Below are 24,558 nucleotides of genomic sequence, written 5' to 3' on the forward strand. Positions count from 1 at the left end.
CCCCTGGGGTGAGGCCAGGCAGAGGTGTTGCCCATTTTTGCCGTTCGGCAGCCATGCCAACGCCTGTGTGCAGTAGCGGGAACCGGCCATAGAGCCGGCCGCGATGAATTTGCCCTGGCCCCGGCGCCCCGCCGGGCGGGCAGGAACAACACAATGGAGACAAACCATGAAGCGCCTGCGTGCAACCAGCGTCGTGCTGGGGATGCTATGCATCATGTATTTCATCACCTACCTGGACCGCGTCAATGTAAGCACAGCCGCGGCCGGCTTTGGCCAGGAGTTCAACCTCAGCAAGACCGAGATCGGCCTGGTGTTCTCGGCCTTTGCCTATCCCTACCTGGTGTTCCAGATCATCGGCGGCTGGGTGAGCGACCGGTTCGGCGCCAAGCGCACCCTGATGGTCTGCGGCGTGCTGTGGGCCGTCGCCACGTTGCTCACGGGCTTTGCCGGCGGGCTGGTTTCCCTGCTCGCCGCGCGCTTGCTGCTGGGCCTGGGCGAGGGCGCTACCTTTCCTGCTGCCACCGCCGCCATGGCACGCTGGGTGCCCAAGGAAAAGCGCGGCTTCGCGCAGGGCATCACCCATGCCTGCGCCCGGGTCGGCAACGCCGTGGCCCCGGCCGCGGTCGTCGCCATCATGGCGGTCTACGGCTGGCGCGAGTCGTTCTATATCTGCGGCGCGATCAGCCTGGTCTGGGTGGCGCTGTGGGCGGTGACCTTCACCGAGCATCCGAAGGACCATCCCCGCATGACCCCGGCAGAACTCGAGACGCTGCCCACCCCCAGGAAGAAGGCTGCCAGCGTGCCCTGGCGCCGCTTGTTCAAGCGCATGGCCCCCGTGACCATCGTCTACTTCTGCTACGGCTGGACCCTGTGGTTGTTCCTGAGCTGGATTCCGCAGTACTTCCTGCATAGCTACAACCTGGACCTGAAGAAGTCCGCCATCTTTGCCTCCGCCGTATTCTTTGCCGGCGTGATCGGCGACACCCTGGGCGGCATCGTCACCGACAAGCTCTACGACCGCACCGGCAGCCTGAAGCGCGCGCGCAGCGGGATGGTGGCGGTCTGCATGCTGCTGACCATGTTGTCGCTGCTTCCCCTGCTGTTTACGCACAACCTCTATGTCTCGATGGCTTGCCTGGCCGCCGGCTTCTTCTTTGCCGAGATGACGATCGGGCCGATGTGGGCGATTCCCATGGACATCGCGCCGGAGCATTCCGGCACCGCGAGCGGGATGATGAATTCGGGCTCGGCGCTGGCCGCGATCATCTCGCCGGTGCTCTCGGGCTACCTGATCGACCGCTTCGGCAGCTGGGAGCTGCCCTTTATCGGCAGCATGGTGCTGATGGGCATCGGCGTGATCCTGGCCTTGCGCATGCAGCCGGAGAGCAAGTTCGAAGCCGAGCCCGCGGATGCCGCGAAGCCGTTGCGCGCCTGAGCCACGCAGACATGCCAACCGACCCGCAAACCATGCGCCAGCCTTATTCCCATCTCTATTCCTACCCCGCGCAGGAACTCGCCAGCCGGCTCGCCGGCCTGCCGCTGGTTGATCTGATCGTCGCATGACACGGCGCGCCGGCACCGCACCGCTCCACACAAGCCCTGGAAGAAAGCCGTGAATCCATCCTCCTCCCCGATGCTCGTCAAGCCGATTCATCTTGTGCCGTCGCCGGGCCGCGCCGGCCCGGCCCCGTCGCCGCTCTCGGCCCGTTTGCGCAAGGAACTGCGCGGCGACGTGTTTTTCGACCGCGCCAACCGGGGCCGCTACGCCACCGATGCCTCGATCTACCAGATCACGCCCATCGGCGTGGTGGTGCCACGGGACCAGGCGGACCTGTTGCTGGCGCTGGAGATCGCCCGCGACGAAAAAGCCCCGGTACTGGCGCGCGGCGCCGGCACCAGCCAGTGCGGCCAGACGGTTGGCGAGGCGCTGGTGATCGACAACAGCAAGTGGCTGAACAACGTGATGGATTTTGATCCCGTCGCCGCCACCGTCACGGTTGAGCCCGGCATTGTGCTGGACCACCTCAATGCCTGGCTGAAGCCGCACGGCCTGTGGTTCCCGGTGGATGTATCGACGGGGGCGCAATGCACCATCGGCGGCATGGCCGGCAACAACTCTTGCGGCTCGCGCTCCATCGAGTACGGCAACATGGTGCACAACGTGCTGGGCATCGATGCCGTGCTGGCGGATGGCAGCCAATGCCATTTCGGCTCGCTGAAGGCATCGGTTTCCGATCCGCGCGTGGCGGGCATCCTGAAGGGCTTGCAACGCATCGCCACACGCGAGCGCGACGAGATTACCGAGCGCATGCCCAAGGTGCTGCGCCGTGTGGCCGGCTACAACATCGACCTGTTCGCATGCCAGAATCCGCGCGCCTACACCGACGACGGCTACGCCAATCTCTCGCATATCCTCGTGGGTTCGGAGGGCACGCTGGCTTATAGCCGGCAGGTCACGCTGAAGCTGTCTGCGCTGCCACGGCACAAGGTGCTGGGCGTGGTGAATTTCCCCACGTTCTACCAGGCCATGGACATGACGCAGCATATCGTCAGGCTCAAGCCGGTTGCGGTGGAGCTGGTGGACCGCACCATGATCGACCTGTCGATGGAGAACCCGGCGTTCCGCCCGGTCATCGAGAGCGCCTTGTCCGGCGAGCCGCAAGCCATCCTGCTGGTCGAGTTCGCCGGGGAGGAACGCAGCGCGCTGCTGGCGCAGCTTGACGACCTGGCGGCGCTGATGAGCGACCTGGGGCTGCCCGGCTCGGTGGTCAAGATGGCCGACGCCAAGTCGCAGAAGGCGCTGTGGGATGTGCGCAAGGCCGGGCTCAATATCATGATGAGCATGAAGGGCGACGGCAAGCCGGTTTCCTTTATCGAGGATTGCGCCGTGCCGCTGGAGCACCTGGCCGAGTACACCCGCCGGCTTACCGCCGTGTTCCACAAGCACGAGACCGAAGGCACCTGGTATGCCCATGCCAGCGTGGGCACGCTGCATGTGCGCCCGATCCTGGACATGCGGCGCGACGGCGCGGTGCGCATGCGCGAGATCGCCGAGGAAGCGGCGGAGCTGGTGCGCGAGTACAAGGGCGCGTACTCCGGAGAACACGGCGACGGCCTGTGCCGGGGCGAATGGGTAGCCTGGCAGTATGGCCCGCGCATCAACGCCGCCTTCGGCGAGATCAAGGCGCTGTTCGATCCGGACAACCGCTTCAACCCGGACAAGATCGTACGCCCGCCCAGGATGGACGCGCGCGAGAACTTCCGCTTTGCGCCGGGCTATGCCGCCTTGCCGCTCACGCCGGCGCTCGACTGGTCCGCATGGAACGTCAGCCGCAACCCGCTGACCGGCGAGGAGACGGCGCCCGGCACGGGCACCGACCGCGCCGGCGGCCTGGCTGCGGCGGTGGAGATGTGCAACAACAACGGCCACTGCCGCAAGTTCGATGCGGGCACCATGTGCCCGAGCTATCGCGTGACCAAGGACGAGCAGCACGTCACGCGCGGCCGTGCCAATACGCTGCGGCTGGCAGTGTCGGGCCAACTGGGCGACGACGGCCTTGCCAGCCCCGAAGTCAAGGAAGCGCTTGACCTGTGCGTCTCCTGCAAAGGCTGCAAGCGCGATTGCCCGACCGGTGTGGACATGGCCAGGTTCAAGATCGAAGCGCGCCATGCCTGGGCCCGGCGGCACGGCATCACCCTGCGCGAGCGCATGGTGGCGTTCATGCCGCGCTATGCGCCGGTGGCGAGCCGCCTTGCCACGCTGCTAGCGCTGGCCGATAGCCTTCCCGGCATCTCCGGTGTGGTCAAGCGGGCCATGGGATTCGCGCCGCAACGCTCGCTGCCGCGCTTCAAGCCCGCGTTCTTGTCGAAAGCCAAGGCAACGCGCCAAGGCGGGGCGGGCCGCGAAGTCATGCTCTTCGTCGACACCTTCAGCAACTACATGGAGCCGGAGAACGCATTGGCGGCGCAGCAGGTGCTGGAGGCGGCGGGCTACACGGTGCATTTCAACCGCCGCGAAGGCGAGCGCCCCTTGTGCTGCGGCCGCACCTTCCTTGCGGCGGGGCTGGTGGACCAGGCCAAGGAGGAGGCGCGCCGCCTGCTGGATGCGGTCAAGCCCTATGTCGATCGCGACATTCCCGTCGTCGGCCTGGAGCCTTCGTGCCTGCTGTCCTTGCGCGATGAGTTCCTGAACTATGGCTACGGCGACGAGGCCAGGAAGCTGGCCGCGCAGGCGTTCCTGTTCGAGGAGTTCCTGGTGCGTGAGAAAGAAGCCGGACGCCTCTCGCTCGACCTCGATGCGCTGCAGACGAGCGAGGCCGTGGTGCACGGCCACTGCCACCAGAAGGCATTCGACGCCTTCACCCCGGTGCAGACCGTGCTGGGATGGATCCCCGGCCTGAAGGTCTCCCCGGTGGAATCGTCCTGCTGCGGCATGGCGGGCAGCTTTGGCTACGAGGCCGAGCATTACGAGGCGTCCAAGGCCATGGCCGAGCTATCGCTGCTGCCAGCGGTGCGCAAGCGCGCCGCCAATGCCATCGTGGTGGCCGACGGCACCAGTTGCCGCCACCAGATCCTGGACGGCGCCGACACCGAGGCCATGCACGTGGCGCGGGTGCTGGCGATGGCGCTGAAGCGGTAGGGTGGGCCGCAGGCTTGATGCACGCGCAGTTCATCGTGGATAGCTGTTTTGCCAAGGGGCAAATCCACCGGCCCGAAGGGAGCACTACCGCCGCAGTGCGGCAATTCCATGCCCTGGCGGCATAGCCTGGCAGTCCTTCGGGGCTATTGCAAAACTCACTGCCTTACTGCGACTCACCGCGTGAGTCTCGTCCCCCACGCAGCGCCACGCACGCTCCCAGGGCGACGCTTCACTTGGCTGCCTGCTCGAACAGTTATTCCCGTATCCGGAACAATAGATGTTCCGATTGGATAACTATTTACTTATTGCTGTCACATAAGTGCCTTACGATGCGTCACTCGCATGGGGTTGGCCTTGGCTGTCTCGCTTTCTCGCCAAGGCAGGCTTCCCCGGTAGCGTGACCCTACCGGATCAATCAGAAACCGAAAATGATCATGAAAAAACCTCTCTTCGTTTTGGCAGCAGCTGCTGCGTGCGCCGTGTCCACCGCTGCTTCAGCGCAATCGTCTGGCGTGACGCTTTACGGCATTGCCGATGCCGGCGTTAGCTTCCAGAGTCACGTGCAAGGCCCTAACGGTGGCGGCTCGGTCACAGGCTTGACGTCCGGTGGCCTCTCCGGTTCGCGCTGGGGCATTCGCGGTGTGGAGGACCTGGGCAATAACCTGAAGGGCATCTTCGTGCTGGAAAGCGGTTTTGACCTCGACACGGGGAAGTCCGCCCAAGGCAACCGCTTGTTCGGCCGTCAGGCCTATGTTGGCCTGCAGAGCAACTTCGGCGCAGTCACGCTGGGCCGCCAGCAAAACGCCCTGTATGACCTGTTCGGCGCCTACGACCCGATGGCGGTCGGCACCAGCTACTCGCTCAACTCGGTCGATACCCAGGGCTTTAACGGCCGCGCCGACAACGCCGTCAAGTACACCGGCAAGTTCGGCGGCCTGACCGCCACCGGCTTCTACAGCTTCGGCCGTGATAGCAACATCACCAATGGTGGGGAAGTGCCGGGTAGCTTCCGGGTTGGCAAGAACTTCGGTGGCGGCTTGGCGTACGCGAACGGCCCGGTCTCGGTGGGTGTCGCCTATGACCAGTACCAGGGCAGCACCATTGCCACGTCCGGCGCCGCGGCCAAGCGCGCCGCAATCGGTGGCGCGTATGCGTTCGGCGACGCCAAGGTGTTTGCCGGCTATCGCTGGATGCGCGATGAGGTCTCCAGTGCGACCGTAGTCCGCCAGGACAACCTGTACTGGCTGGGCGCGCTGTATAAGCTCACGCCTGCCTTCAGCCTGACCGGCGCGGCTTACTACACCGACGCCCGCAAGGACAGCAACAGTTCGTGGATGTACGTCTTGAATGCCGACTATGCCCTGTCCAAGCGCACCGATGCCTACGTGCTGCTCGGCTACGTGAAGAACAAGGGGCAGGCAACCTACGGCGTGACCAACGCAATGAACACCCTGCCCGGCCAGAACCAGACCGGCGCCATGGTTGGCGTGCGTCACCGCTTCTAATACCGCTCGCGATATCAGCCAGCGTGCTGTCGGGGTGCGCTGGAGACAAGTCATATCGACCTTGCCTTTGTTCACTGGGTGCAAGGACGCTTGGCCGGCAGATTTGCCGGCCTTTTTTCGGTGCGCCCGGCAGGGCGCACTCACTAGAGAGGGTGGAAGTCCCTTACACACCCGGCAAGGGGAAGTGTTAGCCAGAGGCAAGGGTTCCCCGGGCGACTGGGGGTCTGAAGGAAGCCCGAGGCAAAGCGCTGGCCTGACGAACAGGAAGCGGATGAGGCGCTGTATCGGGGCGAGGTGGCCGGAATCGCCAAAGCCCAGTACTTGCACGGAACGATGCGGCGTAGATCCGACAGGCATAAGCGTGAAGGTGGGTGCGTCATACCCGGGGAGATCTGCACCGCGGGGCAGGCGCCTGGCCCACACGATAGCAGTGCTGAATCCGGTGCTGCGCGGGTGGATCGGCTACTTCCAGCACACGGAAGCGAAAGGCGTGTTGGAGACGCTGGACGGGTGGATGCGGCGGCGGTTGCGCTGCTTGCTATGGCGGCAGGCCAAGAGCCGCGCTACCCGCACTGTGATGCTGCGTCGGCAGGGCGTAACGGAGGATCGCGCGTGGCACTCGGCCCGCAATGGGCAGGGCCCATGGTGGAATGCTGGGGCGCGCGGCCTTCCCGAAGGGCTACTTCGACACCATGGGGCTGATCTCGCTACTGGATACCCAGCGGCGCTTGCAGTCTCGTTCGTGAACCGCCGTATGCGGAACCGCACGTACGGTGGTGTGAGAGGGCTGAGGGGGTGACCCCTCACCCTACTCGATCGCAGTCACATTGCCCAGGGATGACGATACTGTCGTCATTTCTTGACGTATCAGAGCGTGCCAGGGAAATTCAGTACTCAAGTCGTGCACGCGCGATCAGCAATCTGCTCGCGAATCGTCAGAAGCACGGCCTCCTTGCCAAACCATCCCTTGCGCACGTTCCCGCAGATCTACGCAAGACAGACTCCTTGTTTGTCAGTGCCCAGCAAACACGCGTTGATCGGAGGGGGGGCGAGGATCGTGTCCGTCCACATCACCTGTCGCGAGCACAATCCAGTCACACGTCCGTCACGCGAATGGTCGGTCAGGTGCGGCGCTTGCGTCTACACGGTTGGCATCGGACGCTTCGCCGACTACGCGGCGTCCGTCCTATGAAAAACAGGAAGGCTCCAGCAATAGCGCAGGGCAAGCAGGCGGATTGCGAAGCAGATCGACGCCGCAAACCAAGGCGTAACTGCCACCCTCCATTCCATGAATTGTCCAAGAACTTGTATGGCTGCGCCGACCAGTGCGGCGAGGGCGTAGATTTCCTTCTGCAGGATGATCGGCATGCGATTGAGCACCACATCTCTGGCCATGCCGCCGCCGACAGCGGTCACCATGCCGAGCACGATGGCAACCTCGATGTTGTGGCCAAGCAGCAGCGCCTTGTGTGCGCCAACGACCGCAAAGAAGCCCAGTCCAAGCGAGTCAAAAAAACAGGATGCTGAAGATGGTCAACGATTGGTCTCGTCCAGATTGCCATCGCTGCGGCCAATGCCGAAGTCGCGAGATACCGCCAATCTGAAATGCCCACCGGCGGCAGCGAGCCCAGGCAGAGATCCCGAACGATTCATCCGCCGCAGGCCGTCATATAGCTGATCGCGACGACACCGAATAGATCGAGGCGCTTCTGTTCAGCGGCAAGAGCACCGCTGACTGCAAAAGCGAAGGTACCGAACAGGTCGACCAAGACAAAGAGACTGTGCTCCATCATGCCGCTTGCTGATTGCAAAGCCAGGCAGACGCCGCCGTCAGCATTGCCTGCAGCCCCGTTTCGAGCGTCGGGTGGATGACTGGTGCGAACTTGGGCGAATGATTGCTCGGTATCTTATTGATTTGCTTTTCCTTCTTGGCCTGTGCATACACACTGGGGTCGGTACCGCCGACGAACCAGAAAACATATGGCACATTCCACGTACGCCCGAAGATGCTGAAGTCCTCGCTTGCCGACGCCGGAGAAGTCTCGAAGGCCTTGTCGCCAAACTGTGCTTTGAAGGCTGCCGCGATCTTCTGGGTCGAGGCATCGTCGTTTTCGGTTAGCGGGTAACTGCTGAGCGTGGTGAACTCGGGCGCCCGCTCGGCATTGGAGGCATCGCACTCGGCGCAGCAAATGCGTTTGACGGACGACAGCATGTACTCGCGCACATCTTCGTCGAAGGTGCGCATATTGAGCTTGATCGTGGCATCGTCCGGAATGATGTTTTCCTTGGTGCCGGCCTGCAGCGAGCCAATGGTCAACACTGCATTGTCCAGCGGCGAGATTTCACGCGAAACGATGGTTTGCAGGCGCAATGTGGTGGCGGCAGCCATGATCACCGGATCGATGGCGGTCTGCGGTTGTGAGCCATGTGACCCGCGACCGAATAGCTTGATCTTCAAGCTGTCACCGGCTGACAGGATGACACCTGGGCGGTAGCAGACTGTTCCACTCAGTCCTACCATTACGTGCTGCCCCAAGATAATGTCTGGCTTGGGGAAGCGCCCCTCCCCCCAATCCTGAACCATGCTCGCTGCACCCCGGCCCACTTCCTCGCCGGGCTGGAACACGAGCATGACAGTGCCTTTCCAGGCGTCGCGATGCTCTGCAAAAATGCGCGACGCCCCCATCAGCCAGGTCACGTGCAGGTCGTGTCCACAGGAGTGCGCGACGCCTACCTCCACACCGTCCTCATCTTTTGCCTTGACGGTACTGGCATAGGGCAAGCCGGTATTCTCCGCCATGGGTAGTGCATCCATGTCGGCACGCAACATCACGGTAGGGCCTTCGCCATTGCGCAACACGCCAACGACGCCTGTGACGCCCACCGCGCGCGTCACCTCGTAGCCCAACGTTTCGATGTAATCGGCCGCGAGCTTGGCGGTGCGAACCTCCTGCATCGACAGTTCCGGGTGCAGGTGGATATCCTTGTAGATCGTTTCGAGTTCCGCCAGCAGCTCTGCGCCGCAGGTAGTCAGGGCTTGGACGAGCGGATTCATGGCAACCTCCGGATTGTGAATATGTAGGATGCCTTACGCGATCGCGCAATCGTCATCCCGTTTCGCAGCTGGAGACCTATGATGTTGCAGTATAGGACTCAATGCGCCTATCCGTGATTCGGGATGATGCGTCGTCGCTATCAGATAGGCGTATGGCATCCGGGCTCGCACTACCTGCACGTGTGCTATCGCCGCCCTCGCAAATGTCACTTCAGGAAGTCACGAATTGCGCAAAAAGGTTAGCCCGAACAGAAAGCGGCGACCTGGCAGCAACTTGAGGTCATGCCAGCAGTGCTTATGTACTGAGGTCGCGCCAGGCTTCCAGAAGTTGCTTTGCTTGCGGAGATTCTCCAATCACCCAGGGATCGAGAGCGAAGGCAACCAGTTGTTGGCTACCCGTTCGCCGCGCAATGGCAAGTTGCCGCTGCAGCCGCAGCAGGCTGGCGGAGACGGCTTTGAAGGTGGCGGCATCCTGGGAAGGCAATTCCTGGAACAGCTCCACGATCAGGTCGAACGATGTCTCGCGGGTGCGCAGCAGCGCGAGCAACGGCGCTAGCGCTTGGTAGTTGTCCAGGCCGTTGACCCCGACGCCGTCCTGGATCATCGGGCGAATCACCACCTGGTCGAGTATGACGGCCCATAGACCCTCCAGTGTGCCGGACGAGGGCAAGCGGCTGTAGTAGGTGGAAATGGCCGGCTGCGGGGTGCGGCCTGCCGATGTGGCCGAGGCGATGGCTTGCAGCCAGGGCACCAGCAAGGCTTGGCGCTGCGGCGTGCCCCAGTTGTGCTGCTCCAGTTCGTAGGGAATGTACCAGCCGCTGAAATTGTTCCGGCTCGGCCATTTGGCCTGCTCGGCATCCCCATGCGCGGCCAATGCTGTATTCGGCCATATAACCATAGCCGCCATACATCTGCAGCAGGTCGTCGAGCATGCGGCCTTGCAGTTCGGTGGCGTTGAGCTTGGCGATGGCGGCGGTGACAGGGTCGAGGGAGTCCTGCAACTGCAACGTCAGGCAGTGGTCCAGGAACACGCGCAGCATGGCCAACTGTGCACGGCCATCGGCCAGCTTGAAGCGGGTGTTCTGGTAGTCGATCACGCGCCGGCCGAAGGCCTTGCGCTGGCGTGTGTAGGCGATCGCCTCTTCCAGCGTGCCTTCCAGCGAGGCGCAGGCCCGCAATGCAATAGCCAGGCGTTCCGGCGCCAGTTGCTGGGCCAGCAGGTCAAAGCCGTTGTTTTCCGCGCCCAGCAGACGATCGACGCTGACCTGTACATCGTCGAAGAACAGCTCACAGGTGTCTTGCGCGTGCTGGCCGATCTTGGCCATGGGCGGCCCCTTGCGCAAGCCCGGCATGCCGTCGTCCAGACAGAACAGGGAGAGGCCGCGCGCGCCCAGCTCCGGGTTGGTGCTAGCGGCCACGATCACCAGTCCGGCGTTGACGCCGTTGGTGATAAACGTCTTTTGCCCGCTCAGCACGTAGCTGCCGTTGCCGTCGGGGCGGGCGCGGGTGCGGATCGCCTTGAGGTCGCTGCCGGCATCGGGCTCGGTCATGGCGATGGCGCCGATGCACTCGCCGCGCGCCATGGCGGGGAGCCATCGTGCTTGCTGGGTGGGGGTGCCGTAGCGGAGCAGGTAGGGCGAGACCATGTCCGAGTGGATGGAGAAGCCGATGCCGAGGTAGTTGGCGCGCGCCAGTTCCTTGATCACCACGGTGGCATGGCCGAAGTCGCCGCCGGCGCCGAAGGGCTCGGGCAGGGCGCAGTTGAGCAGGCCAGCGCTGCCCGCGCGTTGCCACAGGTGTTTCGGCGTGATTCCCTGGCGCTCCCATCCGGCATAGCACGGGGCGATTTCCTGGGCGATAAAGCGCTGTACCTGCTCGCGGAATTGTTCGTGGTCGTCTCGGAAGACTGGGCGCATGGGTGGCTTATTTGCTGTAAGGGTCAGTGCGGCTGACCTGGCCGCGCAGTACGGGCCTGGCCGCGCTGCCGGTCAGGAACAGGCTGTAGTGGTCGCCCGGCTGCAGTGCAGGCAGTGCCAGTTCGGGCGCGCGCGCGCTGCCGCACGCGGCATCGACGGTTGCGCTGACCGGGTTGATGGCGCGATGGACGGCGCTGTGGGGCCGCACGGCCTGGAAGATCGATGTGCCGGACGGCGCCAGCGCCAACTGGGCGCCCTCGCAGTCGCGGATGGCGTTGTAGAAGCGCAGCTCTGCCTTGAGCGCATCTGGGCCGCCGCTGCCGTCGTCCAGCGGCACCACCGACAGCTTGCCGCCGGTGCGCGCCAGCAGCAGCGTGGTGAAGGTGTCCGGCTGCACCTGCAGGGTGGCGGCCTCTTTGCCGTCGACGCGCACGGTGAAGGGCTGGCTGCCCTTGACCACGGCATAGGTGGCGGCGGCGGCGCCATTGCTGCCGATGGCCTGGGCGTGGCCCTGGGCTACCGCCACGGTAGCCGTGGCGGCGTCCGGGTTGAGCACCCGGACGTAGGCGGATCCCTGTGGCGGACGCGCCGCATAGAGCTGGGCCAGCGCGCCTTCGGTGGCGGGCGGCGCGGCGCAGACGGTTGCCGCGCCCGCGCGTACGCCGGGCAGGCTGGCCAGCGCGGCATCCACTTCGGCCAGTTCGATGCGGTAGCCATGCAGCTTGATCTGGTCGTCGGCGCGCCCCCGGAAATGCACCAGCCCGGCGGCGTCGATATGCGCGAGATCGCCGCTGCGGTACGCGCGCTTGCCCTGGTGAAGAAACAGGCGGGTCTGGTTGAGGTCGGGCCGGTTCAGGTAGCCGCGCATCACGTGGTCGCCGGCGATGCACAGCTCGCCCTGGTCGAGGAACAATGCCGCGTAGGGCTTGGCCCGCCCGATCTGGAAGGGATTGGGGGCTTGCTGGCGCAGCTCGGCGTCGATTTCGACCCAGGTGGTGGAGCAGGTTGCCTCCGTGGGGCCATAGGAGTTGACGATGCGCGCGGCCGGGAAGCGTTCCCACAGCGCCTCAGCCAGCGTCGGCGATAGCGATTCGGCGCCAAACAGGAAGACCTTCAGTTCGGGCAGCGTGGCCGCGTTAAAGGCGGGGTTGAGCAATTGCTGGCGCACGAATGACGGCGTCGACGCCCACATCGTGACGCGGTGGTGCGCCAGGTAGGCGGCGAAGGCATCGCGCTCGGCGGTCAGCTCGCGCGGGCACAGCACGCAGGTGCCGCCCAGGCCCAGCGCGCCGGCCACGTTGAACAGCGAGAAGTCGAAGCTGAACAGCATCTGGTCCATGAACACTGGCGCGGCGTCCAGCCGCAGGCAGTCGCGGATCCAGCCGGCGAACAGGCCCAGGCTCTCGCGGCCGATCTGCACGCCCTGGGGTCGCCGGTGCTGCCCGAGGTGAACATGATGTAGGCCACGCCGCGCTCCTTCAGGACCGTGGCGGCGGTGCCGGGGCGGAAGACGTCGTTGTCCGCCTGCCCAGGCCCCGGTACGGGCGCGCAGCGTGTTCCAGCTCAGGCCGTCCTGCATATCCACCACGGCCAGGGCGCTGCCTGCCGAGTCGGGATCGGCGAAGCGGAAATTGTCAAAGTCAAAGCGCATGGGGAACTCCGGATGGCGCGTTCGAACCGGGCTCAGGCATGGCCCTGGGCGGCGATGAAGGCGGCCAGCGTGCGCACTGACTCGAGCTGGACGTCGATCTCGGTGGGCGGGATCTTGCAGCCGAACTCGCGCTCGACCGCCAGGGCCAGGTCCACCGCGCTGAGCGAGCCGACCAGGCCGGACTCGATCAGCAAGGTGTCAGGATCGACCCGGGTGAGGATGACGCTCTCGATGATCTTGACAAGCTTGTTTTCGACGGCAGCCTGTTTGTCGGTGAATTGCGTGTGCATTGAGTAGTCTCCCTGCGCCTGCGGCGCTCAGCATTGGATTCAGAATTGGAAATAGAGAAAGCGCGATTCAGCGCTTGCACGAGCGGCGCCATCTTAATGGCTTCGGGCCGAGTTACCACAATCGAAAGCACTCTCATGCCGGCTGGTTCTATCAAGATATAGTTTTATTAGTTTGCCGGCCGCTACGCAAAGCTTTATTTAGCGTTGACGTATTGCATCGTTCAAGCAATTCGGCACGGATTCTAGGAGTCCAATTCAATGCAAGTGTTTGCTGGATAGGAAAAAACCTTTGAATCGGCTAATTACTTACATTTTTTGACAATCTAAAAAGTAGGGAGAAATGGCGCTTTGCCTTGCTTGAGCGGAGTGCTCTTGTGGGAGGATGCGGGCGGGGGATTCGCGGCGCCAGGGTATGAGTGACAGCGTTTTTCTGGAGAAATCCCCCGGTTCGAGGGGATTGATGATCGCTTTCCCATGGCCGAGCGATTCGGCACAATGGCTTCCAGGCCCCGCGGTCGCTAGTTATTAAGCGTATGGGTAATGCGCTACGGAGATGAGGCTAATGAGTCAACCTGACCCAAATGAGGGGGCATGTCTAATGAGCTTTTTTTAGTTTACGAATTATGAAAAGCAATTCATAAGCGCGAGGCAATGTTAGTTGATGGATTGGAAGAGGTGATTTTGACTTTTTGATCTCGACTGGGTCGGCATATTTATTTATCAATATTGTTTGGCTGACTGCTTGTCTTGTTTGATATCCCTGATAACATCTCGTCACCGATCCGGTGATGGACTTTCGCGGGAGAAAGCGTGCCATTGGCATATCCGGAGTGTCCATCAGGAACACGGTGACGAGGGCAGGGAGTGACGCCCGATGCGTGGCGTGGCTGTCCGTGACGTTCGCCGGCACCTCATCGGTCCACGGCAGAGCGCTCCGATGCATGGCGGGAGAATCCGCAGCGAGCAAGAACAGTAGTGGGAACGTCTCTCGCCGGATCGCGTGATCGCACGTGAGGCCGAGATGACCCGGCTGGTATTTCCGCCTATGGCTCAATATGACCGCTTATACGTCGCGTGGATCTGTCTCGCATAGTGAAAATGCACGGAGGGCAAGGCCGCCGGCACCGGTGTTGCCCGCGCCCATCTTTTGATTGCCGCGCAAGTCGGTTTCTCCGGCGCGGCAAACTTTGCCACCGCATTTCGCGAGCAGTTCAACCTCACGCCAAGGGCATTCAGGCATTCGGTGCAGGGATACGTGCAAACGTTGGGCGCGTAGTGCGCTGTGCCGGCCGTGCCAGCCCCGGCGCGATCGGCTCGCGGGGTTGCTAGTACTAACGCTTCCACCCAATACGGTGCCGTTCCTGCGTGGCCGCATGCCGCGCATCGTCTTCCGTATGCAGGTATGCGCTGGTCGTGGCGATGGACGCATGTCCGAAGTTGTCCCGCACGAAGCGCAGGTCCACCTGCTGGTCCGTCATATGCGACCCTGCCGTATGCCGCAGCCAGTGTGCCGAGGCGCTGGCCAGCACCTCGGCACGGCTTGCCCATTCGGGTCCGCGCGCGCGCAACTGCTCTGCCGCCAGCGCGAAGATCTCCTTGAGCACCAGATGCAGCGCGCCACGCGACAGGGCGCGCTCGCGCCCGATCACGGGCAGCACGATGGGGCGATCCTCGCCGGGGCTTGGCGCAGGCGGCAGGCCGTTGGCGTTGCGGTAACGCGCCAGCTCCACCATCAACTCATCGGTGGCCGGCACTAGCCGCGTCTTGTTGCCCTTGCCCGTCACCTCCATCCACCACCGCTCCAGGCCCTGGCTGTCGCGCCGGCAAAAAAACGCCCCCATGCGCATGCTGGCCGCTTCCGCGGCACGCAGGCCACCGAGATACAGGACGGTCAGCAGCCAACGGCAACGCGCCGCGTGCAAGCGGTCGCGCTCGGTCTCGACCGGCATGGCATCGGTGGCGTCCTTGACCGCTTGCCACATGTCGTGGCTCAGGTAGCGGGTAATGCGCGGCTTGGGCAGGCTGCGCCGGCTGCGCGCCAGCGACAGTGGGTTGCCGGCCAGGTAGCCCGCGTCGACCAGCCAGGCGAACAAGCCATTGAGGATCACCATGGTGTGCCGCGCACTAACCGGGGAGAGCGGCCCGGCAAACGGCCGCCACTCTGGCGCACCACGCGCTAGTTTCTTGCGCGACGCCATCACCCAGCGCCAGGCTGGCTGCGGGTCGGCCAGGAAACGCTCGTACACCAGTAGATCCTCATGGGTCAGCGACGACAGCGGCTTGCCATGCTGCATCACGGCCCATAGCAGTAGCCGCTCTACCTCGCGCCGATAGGTCTGCAGGGTGGTGGGCGTCTCGGCATAGCGTGCCAGCCAGGCAGTCACCGCGGCCAAATCCTCCGCAGCCGAGATCTGCGGGGTGCCGCCGCGCGCCCGGTTGGTGCCTGCGGCCCCGGATAGCTCGGCGGGCAGGCGCAAGCGCTCGATCGGGGTGGCTGGCAGGGTGGCGAGGGGCAGCTGGCTGGATTCCATGGGTGAGGCGTGAGTCGCGTTCTCAAATTATGCACAATTATAGACAGAACAACAATTATGTCTAAATATTGTCTGTTAGTTCATGAAAACTTACGTATTACGTAGTAATATTTAAAAATTGTCGGATCTTCTCCAAAACCCATGACCACTAGCCCGGAAACCACGGCAAACGAGCAAATCCTGCAGGCTGACATCGTCCAACTGCGCGAACGCTTCCCGGAAACACGTGCTCTCTATCGAGAGGTGTGCGGATTGCTGTTCTTCCGCTATGGCATCACGCCCACCGCCAACAAGCTCTACGGGCTGGTGCGCAAGGGCAGCATGGGCACGCCGACGGAGGTGCTGGCGCAGTTCTGGCAAGACCTGCGCAATAAGATGCACGTGACCATCGCGCACCCCGAGCTGCCGGACGCGCTCAAGGTGATCGCGGCCGATGCCGTGCAGTCGATCTGGCAGGCCGCCAACGAGGCCGCTAGCGGCGAGCTGGCGGCCTTGCGAGCGGAGGCGCGGCTACAGGCGAGCGAGGCGCAAGCGCAGCGCGACCAGGCGCGGGCCGCGGTGGTGGTGGCCGAGCAGGAGACCGCCGCTGTGCAGGCCGAGCTCGACGCCGTCCAGCGCGCGCGCGCGGCGCTACAAGGGGAACTGGACGCCGAGCGCCAGGCCCACGCCGCAGCCCAGGCGCGTCACGACGAGAGCAAGCGCCAGGTCGAGGCGCTGGAGCGGCAACTGGGCGAGATGCACACGCAGTTCTCGGCAGACCTGGAGCGCACCCGCGAGCAGGTGGTGGTGGCACAGGAGCGCGCCAGCGCCACCGAGCGCCGCGCGCTGCGCGAAATCGACCAGGAGCGCACGCTGCGGCAGAAGGCCGAGCAGGCGGTCGCGGACCTGCGCACCGAACTGGCGGCTATGCAGGCGAGGGCGCAAGACGCCGCCGTGGCTGCCGCGGAGGTGCGGGTGCGACTGCAAGCCGAGCGCGATACGCTTAGCCGGCAACTGGCGGCGGCCGAGCAGGCGCTCGGACGAGGGCTGGCGGCACAAGAAGGGCTGCGGGCCGAACTGGAAGCGGCGCTGCGGCAGGCCGAGCGCGCACAAGCCGAAGCCACCGTATCGCGCCGCCTGGCAACGACCCGGCGCCAGGTGCCAGCGACCAAGACCAAACTGAAGTTCAAGGCGGGGCCGGCCTGAAGGGCGTGGGCGGCAGCAGGATTTGTCCACCGCGCCACGGGATAAACCTACGTCGTTGCCTAGCGGGTCCAGCCGTTTGGCGGCGTCGGGGTCGGTGCTAGACGGAAACTCCCATCCGCTCGCGCGCTGCTACCCCACTGAGCCTGCAGCCCGCCTGCGACATCCCTTTCGGCAGGCCCGCCTGGATGCAGATGTGCTTCAACTCGGTGAAGTCCGCGAGGGCGTCATAACCGTGGAGCCGTCCAAGGCCGCTTTGCCGATAGCCGCCCGTCTCCGCTTCGGCGAACAGGCGGTTGTGGTCGTTGACCCAGACCGTGCCGTTGCGCAGCGCCCGCGCTAGGCGTATGGCGCGCTCGCCGTGGTGCGTCCAGACGCTGGCGGACAGGCCGAAGACGGTGTTGTTGGCCTTGGCTAGCGCCTCGTCTTCGGTCGCGAAGGTCTCGAATGTGACGAAGGGCCCGAAGATCTCCTCCTGGCAGAAGAAGGCACCGGGGTCGCTGTGTTCCACTAGTGTGGGGCTGAGGAAGGCGCCGCGCGCTAGCGCGCCGCCCGGCATCGTGCCGCGCAGCAGGACCGTGTCCGCCTCGTCGCAGGCGCGCTCGACTTGCGCGCTCACCATCGCGCGCGTCGGGTGGTCGATCAGCGGGCCGATTTGGGTGTCGGGCTCGATGCCGGGCCCGAGGCGCAGCGCGGCGAGGGCCTCGGTCAGGTGCCGGCGCATCTGTGGCGCGATGGCTTCGTGAACCAGTACTCGCCGCGCGGCGGTGCATTGCTGGCCCGAGATGACGGTGGCGGCAAGCGCAAGCCGTTTCGCGACCGCTTGCGCATCGACGTCGTCGAACACCAGGCAGCACGATTTCCCGCCGAGTTCCAGCGAGAGTTTTTTCACGCTGTCCGCAGCGGCGATCATGATCTTCTTGCCGGTTGCGGTCGATCCTGTGAAGCTCACTACGTCCACGTCGCGCGAACGCACCAGGTGGTCCGCTGCCGCATAGCCCGTTTCGCAGACCAGATTGACGGCGCCGGCCGGCAGGGCCGTGCGCTCGAACAAGCGCAGCATTGCGGCTGTGAACAGCGTGGTTTGCGCTGCCGATTTGACCACTGCCGTGCAGCCCGCGGCAAGCGCTGGCGCGAGGGAGCGCACGAGCAGCACCGCCGGCGCGTTCCAGGGGACGATGATGGCGGCGACGCCGGCCGGCTCGCGCAGGATGGTCGATATCGTGCCTGGCTCGGGCTCCAGCACGTGACCCGGGATGTGCCGCGCCAGCCCGGCGTAATAGCGGACCTCTGAAATTGCGGCGCCGACCTCGCCTCGGGCTTGTGCGACCGGCTTGCCGTTTTCCGCGGTGAGCAGGCTGGCCAGGCGCTCTCGCTCTGCCTCGAGCGCACCAGCCCAGGCTAGAAGCACGTCCTGGCGCAGGCGGGCATCCTGGCCCCAGGTGGTGCGCTCGAAGACATGGCGCGCGGCGGCGATGGCGGCTTCGGCTTGCCAGGTGCCGCCGTCCGCGAACTGCCCGATCAGGGTCCCGTCGGCGGGGTTGACGCTATCGGCGGAAGGCTCGCCGGTCCAGGCGCCGGCAATCCAGTGTTGCGCGTTCATTCCATCTTCTCCTTGTTTAAGTCTTGGCCGCCGGCGGGCGTTGCCGCGTCCGACGTACGCTGGATCTCGCTGGCAATGATGCTGACCAGCGCCTCGGCCGCTGTGCTCAAGGGGCGGCGGGGGTGGCTGATGCGCACGATGTGCCGGATTAGCCGTGGTGCCAGGATGGCGTGCACGCGCAACGTGCCCCGGTCCACCGCGCGCTGCACCGCGATGCGCGGCAGGATCGTGGCCATGTTGGTTGATGCAACAAGCTTGACGATGGTGCCGAGCGCGTCGATCTCGTACTTGGGCGTGAGCATCATGTCCAACTGGTGCGCCGCGCTGTCGAGCACGCCGCGCAGGCCGTGGCGTTTGGTGGGCAGCACCAGTTCCACCGCGGGGAGGCTGGCTAGCTGGACCGAGCCGGGCAGGTCCAGGCCGTGGGCCGCGCTCGTTGCCAGCACCATTTCTTCGTCGAGCAGCGGCCGGGAGTCGAGTGACAACTGGGCGCGCGGCTTGTTGATAATGGCCACGTCCAGCTGGCCGCCCGCTACCCAGTCGATCAGCGTGGTGCTGTAGCCGTCGGCCACGGTCACCTCGACCTGGGGATAGCGCATACGAAAGCTGGTCAGTGCTTCGGCGAGAGCACCCTCGGCGATGGAGGCGATCAGTCCGATCGTGATGTTTCCGGAGACGACCTCGTCCCGTTGCACCAGTTGTTCGCGCGCATGCGTGATGTCGCGCATGATGGGCAGGAACAGCCGATACATCTGGCGGCCCGCGGCGGTCGGCGACATGCCATGCGCGCCGCGCTCGAACAGTTTTTGATTCAGCTCTTCTTCCAGCCTGGCGATCTGCATGCTCAGCGCGGGCTGCACGATATGCAGCCGCTTGGCGGCCCGAGTGACTGATCCGTCCTCGAAGAGCGCGATGAAGTACTGGATCTGCTTTAAATCCATATGCCCGAGTTGCCCCATTTTTTATCATTAAAAATGATACTTGGAAATCAACAAATATAAATCAGTGATCTCAAAGGCGCCGGTTGCCAGCGCCGGCAGTCGGACTGAGGTGCAAAATCTACCGGGCGCAGCCTGTAAAGCGAGATCGCTCCCAAGGTCTCTATTAGCGTTCAGCGCCTGTCGCCTGTCATCGGGTCAAACACGTATATCAGCAACTATGATATTTTGGATCAATAAACAGTATTAGACCTGATGTATCTTCCTGACTAGGCTTGCCTCACATTGCGTGCGGCGGGGCCAGTCTGGCCTGGGCCGCACACCGACGACCCAGGAGTCACGCCATGTCCAGGCAACCCGCCGAAAAGACGAACAGCGCGTCGCAAGCCGCGCCATTGCCCGAAGGGCCGCTGACCCTGCGCAGCTGGCTGCGCCACCTCGGCAACACGGACCGGCTGGCTGCAATCGACGAGCCGGTGGCACTAGAGCACACCCTTGCAGCCGTCGCCAAGCGGCTCGATGGCGAGCGCGCGGTGCTCTTCCGCCGGCCTGGCGGCCATGCCGTTCCGGTTGTGAGCGGGTTCATGTCGCGCCGCGCGTGGATCGCCGAGGCGATGGGCGTGCCCGAGGCCGGCCTGCTCGAGCGCATGCGCAGCGCCGCCGCACAGCCCTTGCCGGTGAGCGAGGTGGCCCAGGGCGAGGCCGCATGCCAGCAGGTCATCCACCTGGACAAGGTGGACCTACACAGGCTGTTGCCCATCCCGACCCACAGCGAGCATGACAACGGCCCCTATATCACTGCAGGCCTGGCCATCGCGCGCAACCCGCGCACCGGCGTGCAGAACGTATCGATCCACCGCATCCAGGTGCATGCCGCGGATCGCATGGCCATCCTGCTGCTGCCGCGGCATCTCGATGCGTTCTACCGCGCGGCGGAGGAATGCGGCGAGGCGCTGCCGATTGCCATTGTCATCGGTGTCGATCCACTCACCATGCTTGCTTCGCAGGCCATCACGCCTATCGACCATGACGAGTTGGAGATCGCCGGGGCATTGCACGGCGCGCCGCTTGAAGTGATCAAGTGCCGCACCAGCGATGTGCGTGTGCCGGCCAACGCCGAGATCGTGATCGAGGGCCGGCTTCTGCCCGGCGAGCGCGAGATGGAAGGGCCCTTTGGCGAGTTTCCCAAGTACTACAGCAGCGCCGAGCCGCGCGAGGTCATCCAGGTCGACGCCGTCACGCACCGTCATCGCCCGATCTATCACACCATCGTGCCGGCGGAGATGGAGCACCTGCTGCTCGGGGCGATTCCGCGCGAAGCGACCTTGCTGGCGCATCTGCAGCGCAGCCATCCCGGGGTGCAGGATGTGCATCTGTCGGTGGGCGGCGTATGCCGGTACCACCTGTATGTAAAGCTCGACAAGAAGCGCGAGGGCGAAGCGAAGAACGTCATTCTCTCGGCGTTTGGCGCGCACTACGACATCAAGCAGGTGGTCGTGGTGGATACCGATGTCGACGTCCACGACCCGGCCGAGGTGGAATGGGCCGTCGCGACCCGCTTCCAGGCAGACCAGGACCTGGTGGTGATCGCCGGGGCGCAGGGCTCGGTGCTCGACCCCTCCACGACCGTCGCCGCCAACCTCGCCGGCATCGACAATCCCGAGCCGCACCTGCAAGGCATCTGCGCCAAGATGGGGCTGGACGCGACCCGCCCGGTCAAGTACGCGGCGCATGTGTTCACGCGCGTGCGGATTCCCGGCGAGTCAACCATCGATTTGCAGGCGCTGGTGTCGGTCGACCCATCGCACTGGGAAGCGTATCTCGGCGAAGGAGCTTGATGCCATGGCCAGCCAGAGACGCATCATTGTCGGTATGTCCGGCGCCAGCGGCGCGGCCATCGGCGTCAATCTCCTCAAGGCGATGCGCAGCCTGGACGGCGTCGAGTCGCACCTCATCGTGTCGGCCTCCGGCATGCTCACCGCGACCCAGGAACTCGGCATCAAGCGCAGCGAACTCGAGGCGCTTGCCGACGTAGTGCATAACGTGCGCGATATTGGCGCAGCGGTGGCCAGCGGCTCTTTCGTGACCGAGGGCATGGTGGTCGCGCCGTGCTCGATGAAGACACTAGCGTCGGTGGCCAACGGGTTTTCCGACAACCTGCTGACCCGCGCCGCGGACGTGGTGCTCAAGGAGCGGCGGCGCCTGGTGCTGGTGGCGCGCGAAACCCCGCTGAACCTCGCGCACCTGCGCAACATGCTGCACGCCACCGAGATGGGCGCGATCGTGATGCCGCCCGTGCCCGCCTTCTACTCGCATCCGACCAGCATCGAGGATGTGGTCAATCACACCGTGGGCCGCATCCTGGACCTGTTCCAGATCGAGCACGGCACGCTGGTCGGCCGCTGGTCGGGCCTCGCTCACGACTTTGCCCGCTGACGGCCAGCGCTGCGGACCGGGGCGCTGATCCCGGCCGAACTTTGAATGCTGAACAGGCAGGAGACAGACATGAAAACTAGGCTCGCCCATGCCGGGCTCGCTTTGCTGTTGCTCACGGGGCTTGCCCATGCGCAAGGGTATCCCACCAAGCCGATCCGCATCGTGGTGCCGTACCCGCCCGGCGGCTTCAATGACACGCTGGCCCGCATCGTCGGCAGCAGGCTCGCCGCAGCCTGGGGCCAGCCCGTGGTGGTGGACAACAAGCCCGGTGCGGGCACCATCATCGGCACCTCGTTCGTGGCCAAGGCCGCGCCCGATGGCTACACGCTGCTGGTGGTGCAGTTCCCCTTCGGTGCCAATCCCTGGCTCTATAAGTCGCTGCCGTACGACACCCTCAAGGACTTCACGCCCGTCATCCTGGCAGGCGAGTCGCCGATGACCCTTGTGGTGACCAACGGATCGCCGATACGCTCCGTGGACGATCTTGTCAAATCCGCTAAGGGCACGCCCGGCAAGATCAACTACGGCTCGTCGGGCAGCGGCTCGTCCAACCACCTTGCCATGGCGCTGTTCGAGCGCAGTGCCGGCATCACGCTCGCCCAGGTTCCCTACAAGGGCAGCACGCCCATGCTGACCGATCTGGCCGGCGGCCAGGTCGAAGTGGCCTTCGACGCGTTGCCCCATGTGTTGCCTTTCGTGAGGTCCGGCAAGGTGCGCGCACTTGCCGTCGCCGACCGGAGCCGCTTTGCGTCGCTTTCCACGGTGCCCACCATGGCCGAGAGCGGCCTGCCCGGCTACGACGCGTCATCCTGGCACGGCATCGTCGCGCCGGCCGGCACGCCCCCGGAGATCGTGCGAAAGCTGAACGCGCAGATCAACGACGCGCTGCGCACGGCGGATGTGCGCAATCTCTTCCACGAGCAGGGCGTGCGTCCCGACGGCGGCAGCCCTGCCGACTTCTCTGCGTTTATCGGCAGGGAACTGGCGAAGTGGAAGCAGGTGGTGCATGACGCGGCCATCCCCTTGCAATGACGGAGCAACGACGCACATGACAAGGGGAGACCGCATGGATACGCCGAGGGAGCGTTTCGACTACGTGATTGTTGGCGGCGGGTCCGCCGGTTGCGTACTGGCCAATCGCCTGTCGCAGGACCCGGCCATCCGCGTCGCGCTGATCGAGGCGGGCGTCGATACGCCGCCGGACGCTGTGCCGGCGGAGATCCTCGACAGCTATCCGATGCCCTTGTTCTTCGGTGACCGGTATATCTGGCCATCGCTGCAAGCCCGCGCCGTGGCAGGGGGCAGGTCCAAGGTCTACGAGCAAGGGCGCGTCATGGGCGGCGGCTCCAGCATCAACGTGCAGGCGGCAAACCGCGGGCTGCCGCGCGACTACGATGAGTGGGCCGCGTCGGGCGCGTCCGGATGGTCGTGGCAGGATGTGCTGCCGTATTTCCGCCACCTTGAGCGCGATGTGGATTACGGCAACAGCCCGCTGCACGGCAGCCACGGACCGGTGCCGATCCGCCGCATCCTGCCGCAGGCTTGGCCGCCGTTCTGCACGGAGTTTGCGCACGCGATGGGCCGCAGCGGCTTGTCCGCGCTGGCCGACCAGAACGCGGAGATCGGCGATGGCTGGTTTCCGGCCGCCTTCTCGAACCTGGATGACAAGCGGGTTTCGACCGCCATCGCCTATCTCGACGCGGATACGCGCCGGCGGGCCAATCTGCGGATCTATGCCGAGACAACGGTGCGCAAGCTCGTCGTATCCGGCCGGGAAGCGCGTGGGGTGATCGCCATGCGGGCCGATGGGTCGCGGCTGGCGCTGGACGCCGGGGAGGTCATCGTGTCCGCGGGCGCCTTGCAGTCGCCCGCCATCCTGATGCGCGCGGGGATCGGCGACGCCGGCGCGCTGCAGGCCCTCGGCATCGAGGTCGTAGCCGACCGGCCCGGCGTTGGCCGCAATCTCCAGGATCATCCCGCGCTGACGTTCTGCCAGTTCCTCGCGCCCCAGTACCGCATGCCGCTCTCGCGCCGGCGCGCCAGCATGACGGCGGCGCGCTTCTCATCGGGGGTGCCAGGTGGCGAGGCGTCGGACATGTACCTGTCCAGTTCCACGCGGGCGGGCTGGCATGCACTCGGTAATCGGCTCGGCCTCTTCTTCCTGTGGTGCAATCGGCCGTTCTCGCGCGGGCAGGTGAGCCTTGCGGGAGCCCAGCCGGATGTGCCGCCCATGGTGGAGTTCAACCTGCTCGACGACGAGCGGGATCTGCGGCGCATGGTGGCCGGCGTACGCAAGCTGGTGCAGATCGTGGGTGCGTCGGCCTTGCATCAGCATCCGGGTGATTTCTTCCCCGCTACGTTTTCGCCGCGCGTCAAGGCGCTGAGCCGCGTGAGCCGCGGCAATGCGTTGCTCACAGAGTTGCTGGGGGCACTGCTTGATGTCTCGGGGCCGCTGCGCAGAAGCCTGATCGCGCGCTTTGTCACGGGCGGGGCAAACCTGGCCAGCCTGCTGGAGGATGAGTCCGCGCTGGAGGGCTTCGTGCGCCAGAGTGTCTTCGGGGTCTGGCATGCCAGCGGCACTTGCCGGATGGGCGCGCATGCGGACCGGAGCGCGGTGACGGATGCGGCGGGCCGCGTTCACGATGTTGGCAGGCTGCGCGTTATTGACGCCTCTCTGATGCCGCGGCTGCCGACGGCCAATACCAACATCCCCACCATCATGCTCGCGGAAAAGATTGCCGACACCATGCAAGCCGAGCGCCGCGCGGTCCGGCCGGCATCGAGCGAAGTTGCCCGTCCGAGTTGAAGACCG

17 protein-coding genes and 2 pseudogenes are annotated in these 24,558 nt (G+C 64.8%); 10 read left to right on the top strand and 9 right to left on the bottom strand.

Annotation, left to right across the window (positions count from 1 at the left end):
* Positions 1-166: 166 nt before the first annotated feature.
* The 4 genes from A9975_RS03510 (at position 167) to A9975_RS03525 (ending at position 6,943) form a co-directional block, all read left to right on the top strand.
* Complete coding sequence (locus A9975_RS03510) at positions 167-1,435, top strand: MFS transporter (protein ID WP_183031415.1); 1,269 nt, start codon at positions 167-169, stop codon at positions 1,433-1,435.
* A gap of 198 nt (positions 1,436-1,633) precedes the next feature.
* Positions 1,634-4,639 (top strand): FAD-binding and (Fe-S)-binding domain-containing protein, encoded by a 3,006-nt coding sequence (locus A9975_RS03515; protein ID WP_183031457.1) that lies wholly within the window; start codon positions 1,634-1,636, stop codon positions 4,637-4,639.
* Between the two features lie 434 nt (positions 4,640-5,073).
* A complete protein-coding gene (locus tag A9975_RS03520) occupies positions 5,074-6,144 on the top strand; it encodes a porin (protein WP_183031416.1) in 1,071 nt (356 codons plus the stop codon).
* Positions 6,145-6,415: 271 nt separating this feature from the next.
* Positions 6,416-6,943 (top strand): group II intron maturase-specific domain-containing protein, encoded by a 528-nt coding sequence (locus tag A9975_RS03525; protein WP_255503042.1) that lies wholly within the window; start codon positions 6,416-6,418, stop codon positions 6,941-6,943.
* A gap of 371 nt (positions 6,944-7,314) precedes the next feature.
* On the opposite strand, the pseudogene A9975_RS03530 reads toward A9975_RS03525, so the two are convergent.
* The 6 genes and pseudogenes from A9975_RS03530 to A9975_RS03550 form a co-directional block, all read right to left on the bottom strand.
* Positions 7,315-7,937, bottom strand: a pseudogene (locus tag A9975_RS03530) (trimeric intracellular cation channel family protein).
* Positions 7,934-9,199, bottom strand: coding sequence for a M20 family metallopeptidase (locus tag A9975_RS03535; protein ID WP_183031417.1), 1,266 nt, complete (start codon positions 9,197-9,199; stop codon positions 7,934-7,936). Before A9975_RS03535 ends, A9975_RS03530 begins: the two are co-directional and overlap by 4 nt.
* Positions 9,200-9,494: 295 nt before the next feature.
* Positions 9,495-10,106 (bottom strand): DUF4434 domain-containing protein, encoded by a 612-nt coding sequence (locus A9975_RS37935; protein ID WP_370563826.1) that lies wholly within the window; start codon positions 10,104-10,106, stop codon positions 9,495-9,497.
* Positions 10,060-11,115: pseudogene (locus A9975_RS03540) on the bottom strand (acyl-CoA dehydrogenase family protein); the annotation flags it as partial. The gene A9975_RS37935 and the pseudogene A9975_RS03540, both read right to left, overlap by 47 nt.
* 7 nt (positions 11,116-11,122) lie before the next feature.
* Positions 11,123-12,766 carry an AMP-binding protein gene (locus A9975_RS03545; protein ID WP_255503043.1) on the bottom strand — a complete coding sequence of 548 codons (1,644 nt, stop codon included), beginning with the start codon at positions 12,764-12,766 and terminating at the stop codon, positions 11,123-11,125.
* A gap of 32 nt (positions 12,767-12,798) precedes the next feature.
* A complete protein-coding gene (locus tag A9975_RS03550; RefSeq protein ID WP_183031418.1) occupies positions 12,799-13,056 on the bottom strand; it encodes an acyl carrier protein in 258 nt (85 codons plus the stop codon).
* A gap of 1,147 nt (positions 13,057-14,203) precedes the next feature.
* On the opposite strand from A9975_RS03550, the gene A9975_RS03555 reads away from it, so the two are divergent.
* Complete coding sequence (locus tag A9975_RS03555) at positions 14,204-14,332, top strand: AraC family transcriptional regulator (RefSeq protein WP_183031419.1); 129 nt, start codon at positions 14,204-14,206, stop codon at positions 14,330-14,332.
* Positions 14,333-14,387: 55 nt separating this feature from the next.
* Here the strand turns inward: A9975_RS03555 and A9975_RS03560 are convergent, their stop codons facing one another.
* Positions 14,388-15,587, bottom strand: a complete 1,200-nt coding sequence (locus tag A9975_RS03560; protein WP_183031420.1) for a tyrosine-type recombinase/integrase — start codon at positions 15,585-15,587, stop codon at positions 14,388-14,390.
* Positions 15,588-15,728: 141 nt separating this feature from the next.
* Here A9975_RS03560 and A9975_RS03565 point away from each other — a divergent pair, with 141 nt between their 5' ends.
* A complete protein-coding gene (locus A9975_RS03565; RefSeq protein WP_183031421.1) occupies positions 15,729-16,772 on the top strand; it encodes a DNA-binding protein in 1,044 nt (347 codons plus the stop codon).
* Positions 16,773-16,869: 97 nt separating this feature from the next.
* On the opposite strand, the gene A9975_RS03570 is transcribed toward A9975_RS03565, so the two are convergent.
* Complete coding sequence (locus tag A9975_RS03570) at positions 16,870-18,372, bottom strand: aldehyde dehydrogenase family protein (protein WP_183031422.1); 1,503 nt, start codon at positions 18,370-18,372, stop codon at positions 16,870-16,872.
* Entirely contained in the window at positions 18,369-19,313 is a 945-nt protein-coding gene (locus A9975_RS03575; RefSeq protein ID WP_183031458.1) for a LysR family transcriptional regulator, read from the bottom strand. Before A9975_RS03575 ends, A9975_RS03570 begins: the two co-directional genes overlap by 4 nt.
* Before the next feature lie 341 nt (positions 19,314-19,654).
* Here A9975_RS03575 and A9975_RS03580 point away from each other — a divergent pair, with 341 nt between their 5' ends.
* The 4 genes from A9975_RS03580 (at position 19,655) to A9975_RS03595 (ending at position 24,552) form a co-directional block, all read left to right on the top strand.
* A complete protein-coding gene (locus tag A9975_RS03580) occupies positions 19,655-21,148 on the top strand; it encodes a UbiD family decarboxylase (protein ID WP_183031423.1) in 1,494 nt (497 codons plus the stop codon).
* 4 nt (positions 21,149-21,152) lie between these two features.
* Positions 21,153-21,746, top strand: coding sequence for a UbiX family flavin prenyltransferase (locus A9975_RS03585; RefSeq protein ID WP_183031424.1), 594 nt, complete (start codon positions 21,153-21,155; stop codon positions 21,744-21,746).
* Positions 21,747-21,815: 69 nt separating this feature from the next.
* Positions 21,816-22,778: a tripartite tricarboxylate transporter substrate binding protein gene (locus A9975_RS03590; protein WP_183031425.1), complete on the top strand. Its 963-nt coding sequence runs from the start codon at positions 21,816-21,818 to the stop codon at positions 22,776-22,778.
* Between the two features lie 34 nt (positions 22,779-22,812).
* The gene (locus tag A9975_RS03595) at positions 22,813-24,552 is read left to right on the top strand and encodes a GMC family oxidoreductase (protein ID WP_183031426.1); all 1,740 of its coding nucleotides are present in this window, start codon (positions 22,813-22,815) and stop codon (positions 24,550-24,552) included.
* Positions 24,553-24,558: the final 6 nt, after the last annotated feature.

It is taken from the genome of Cupriavidus sp. UME77 (assembly GCF_014170355.1).
Classification (GTDB): domain Bacteria; phylum Pseudomonadota; class Gammaproteobacteria; order Burkholderiales; family Burkholderiaceae; genus Cupriavidus; species Cupriavidus basilensis.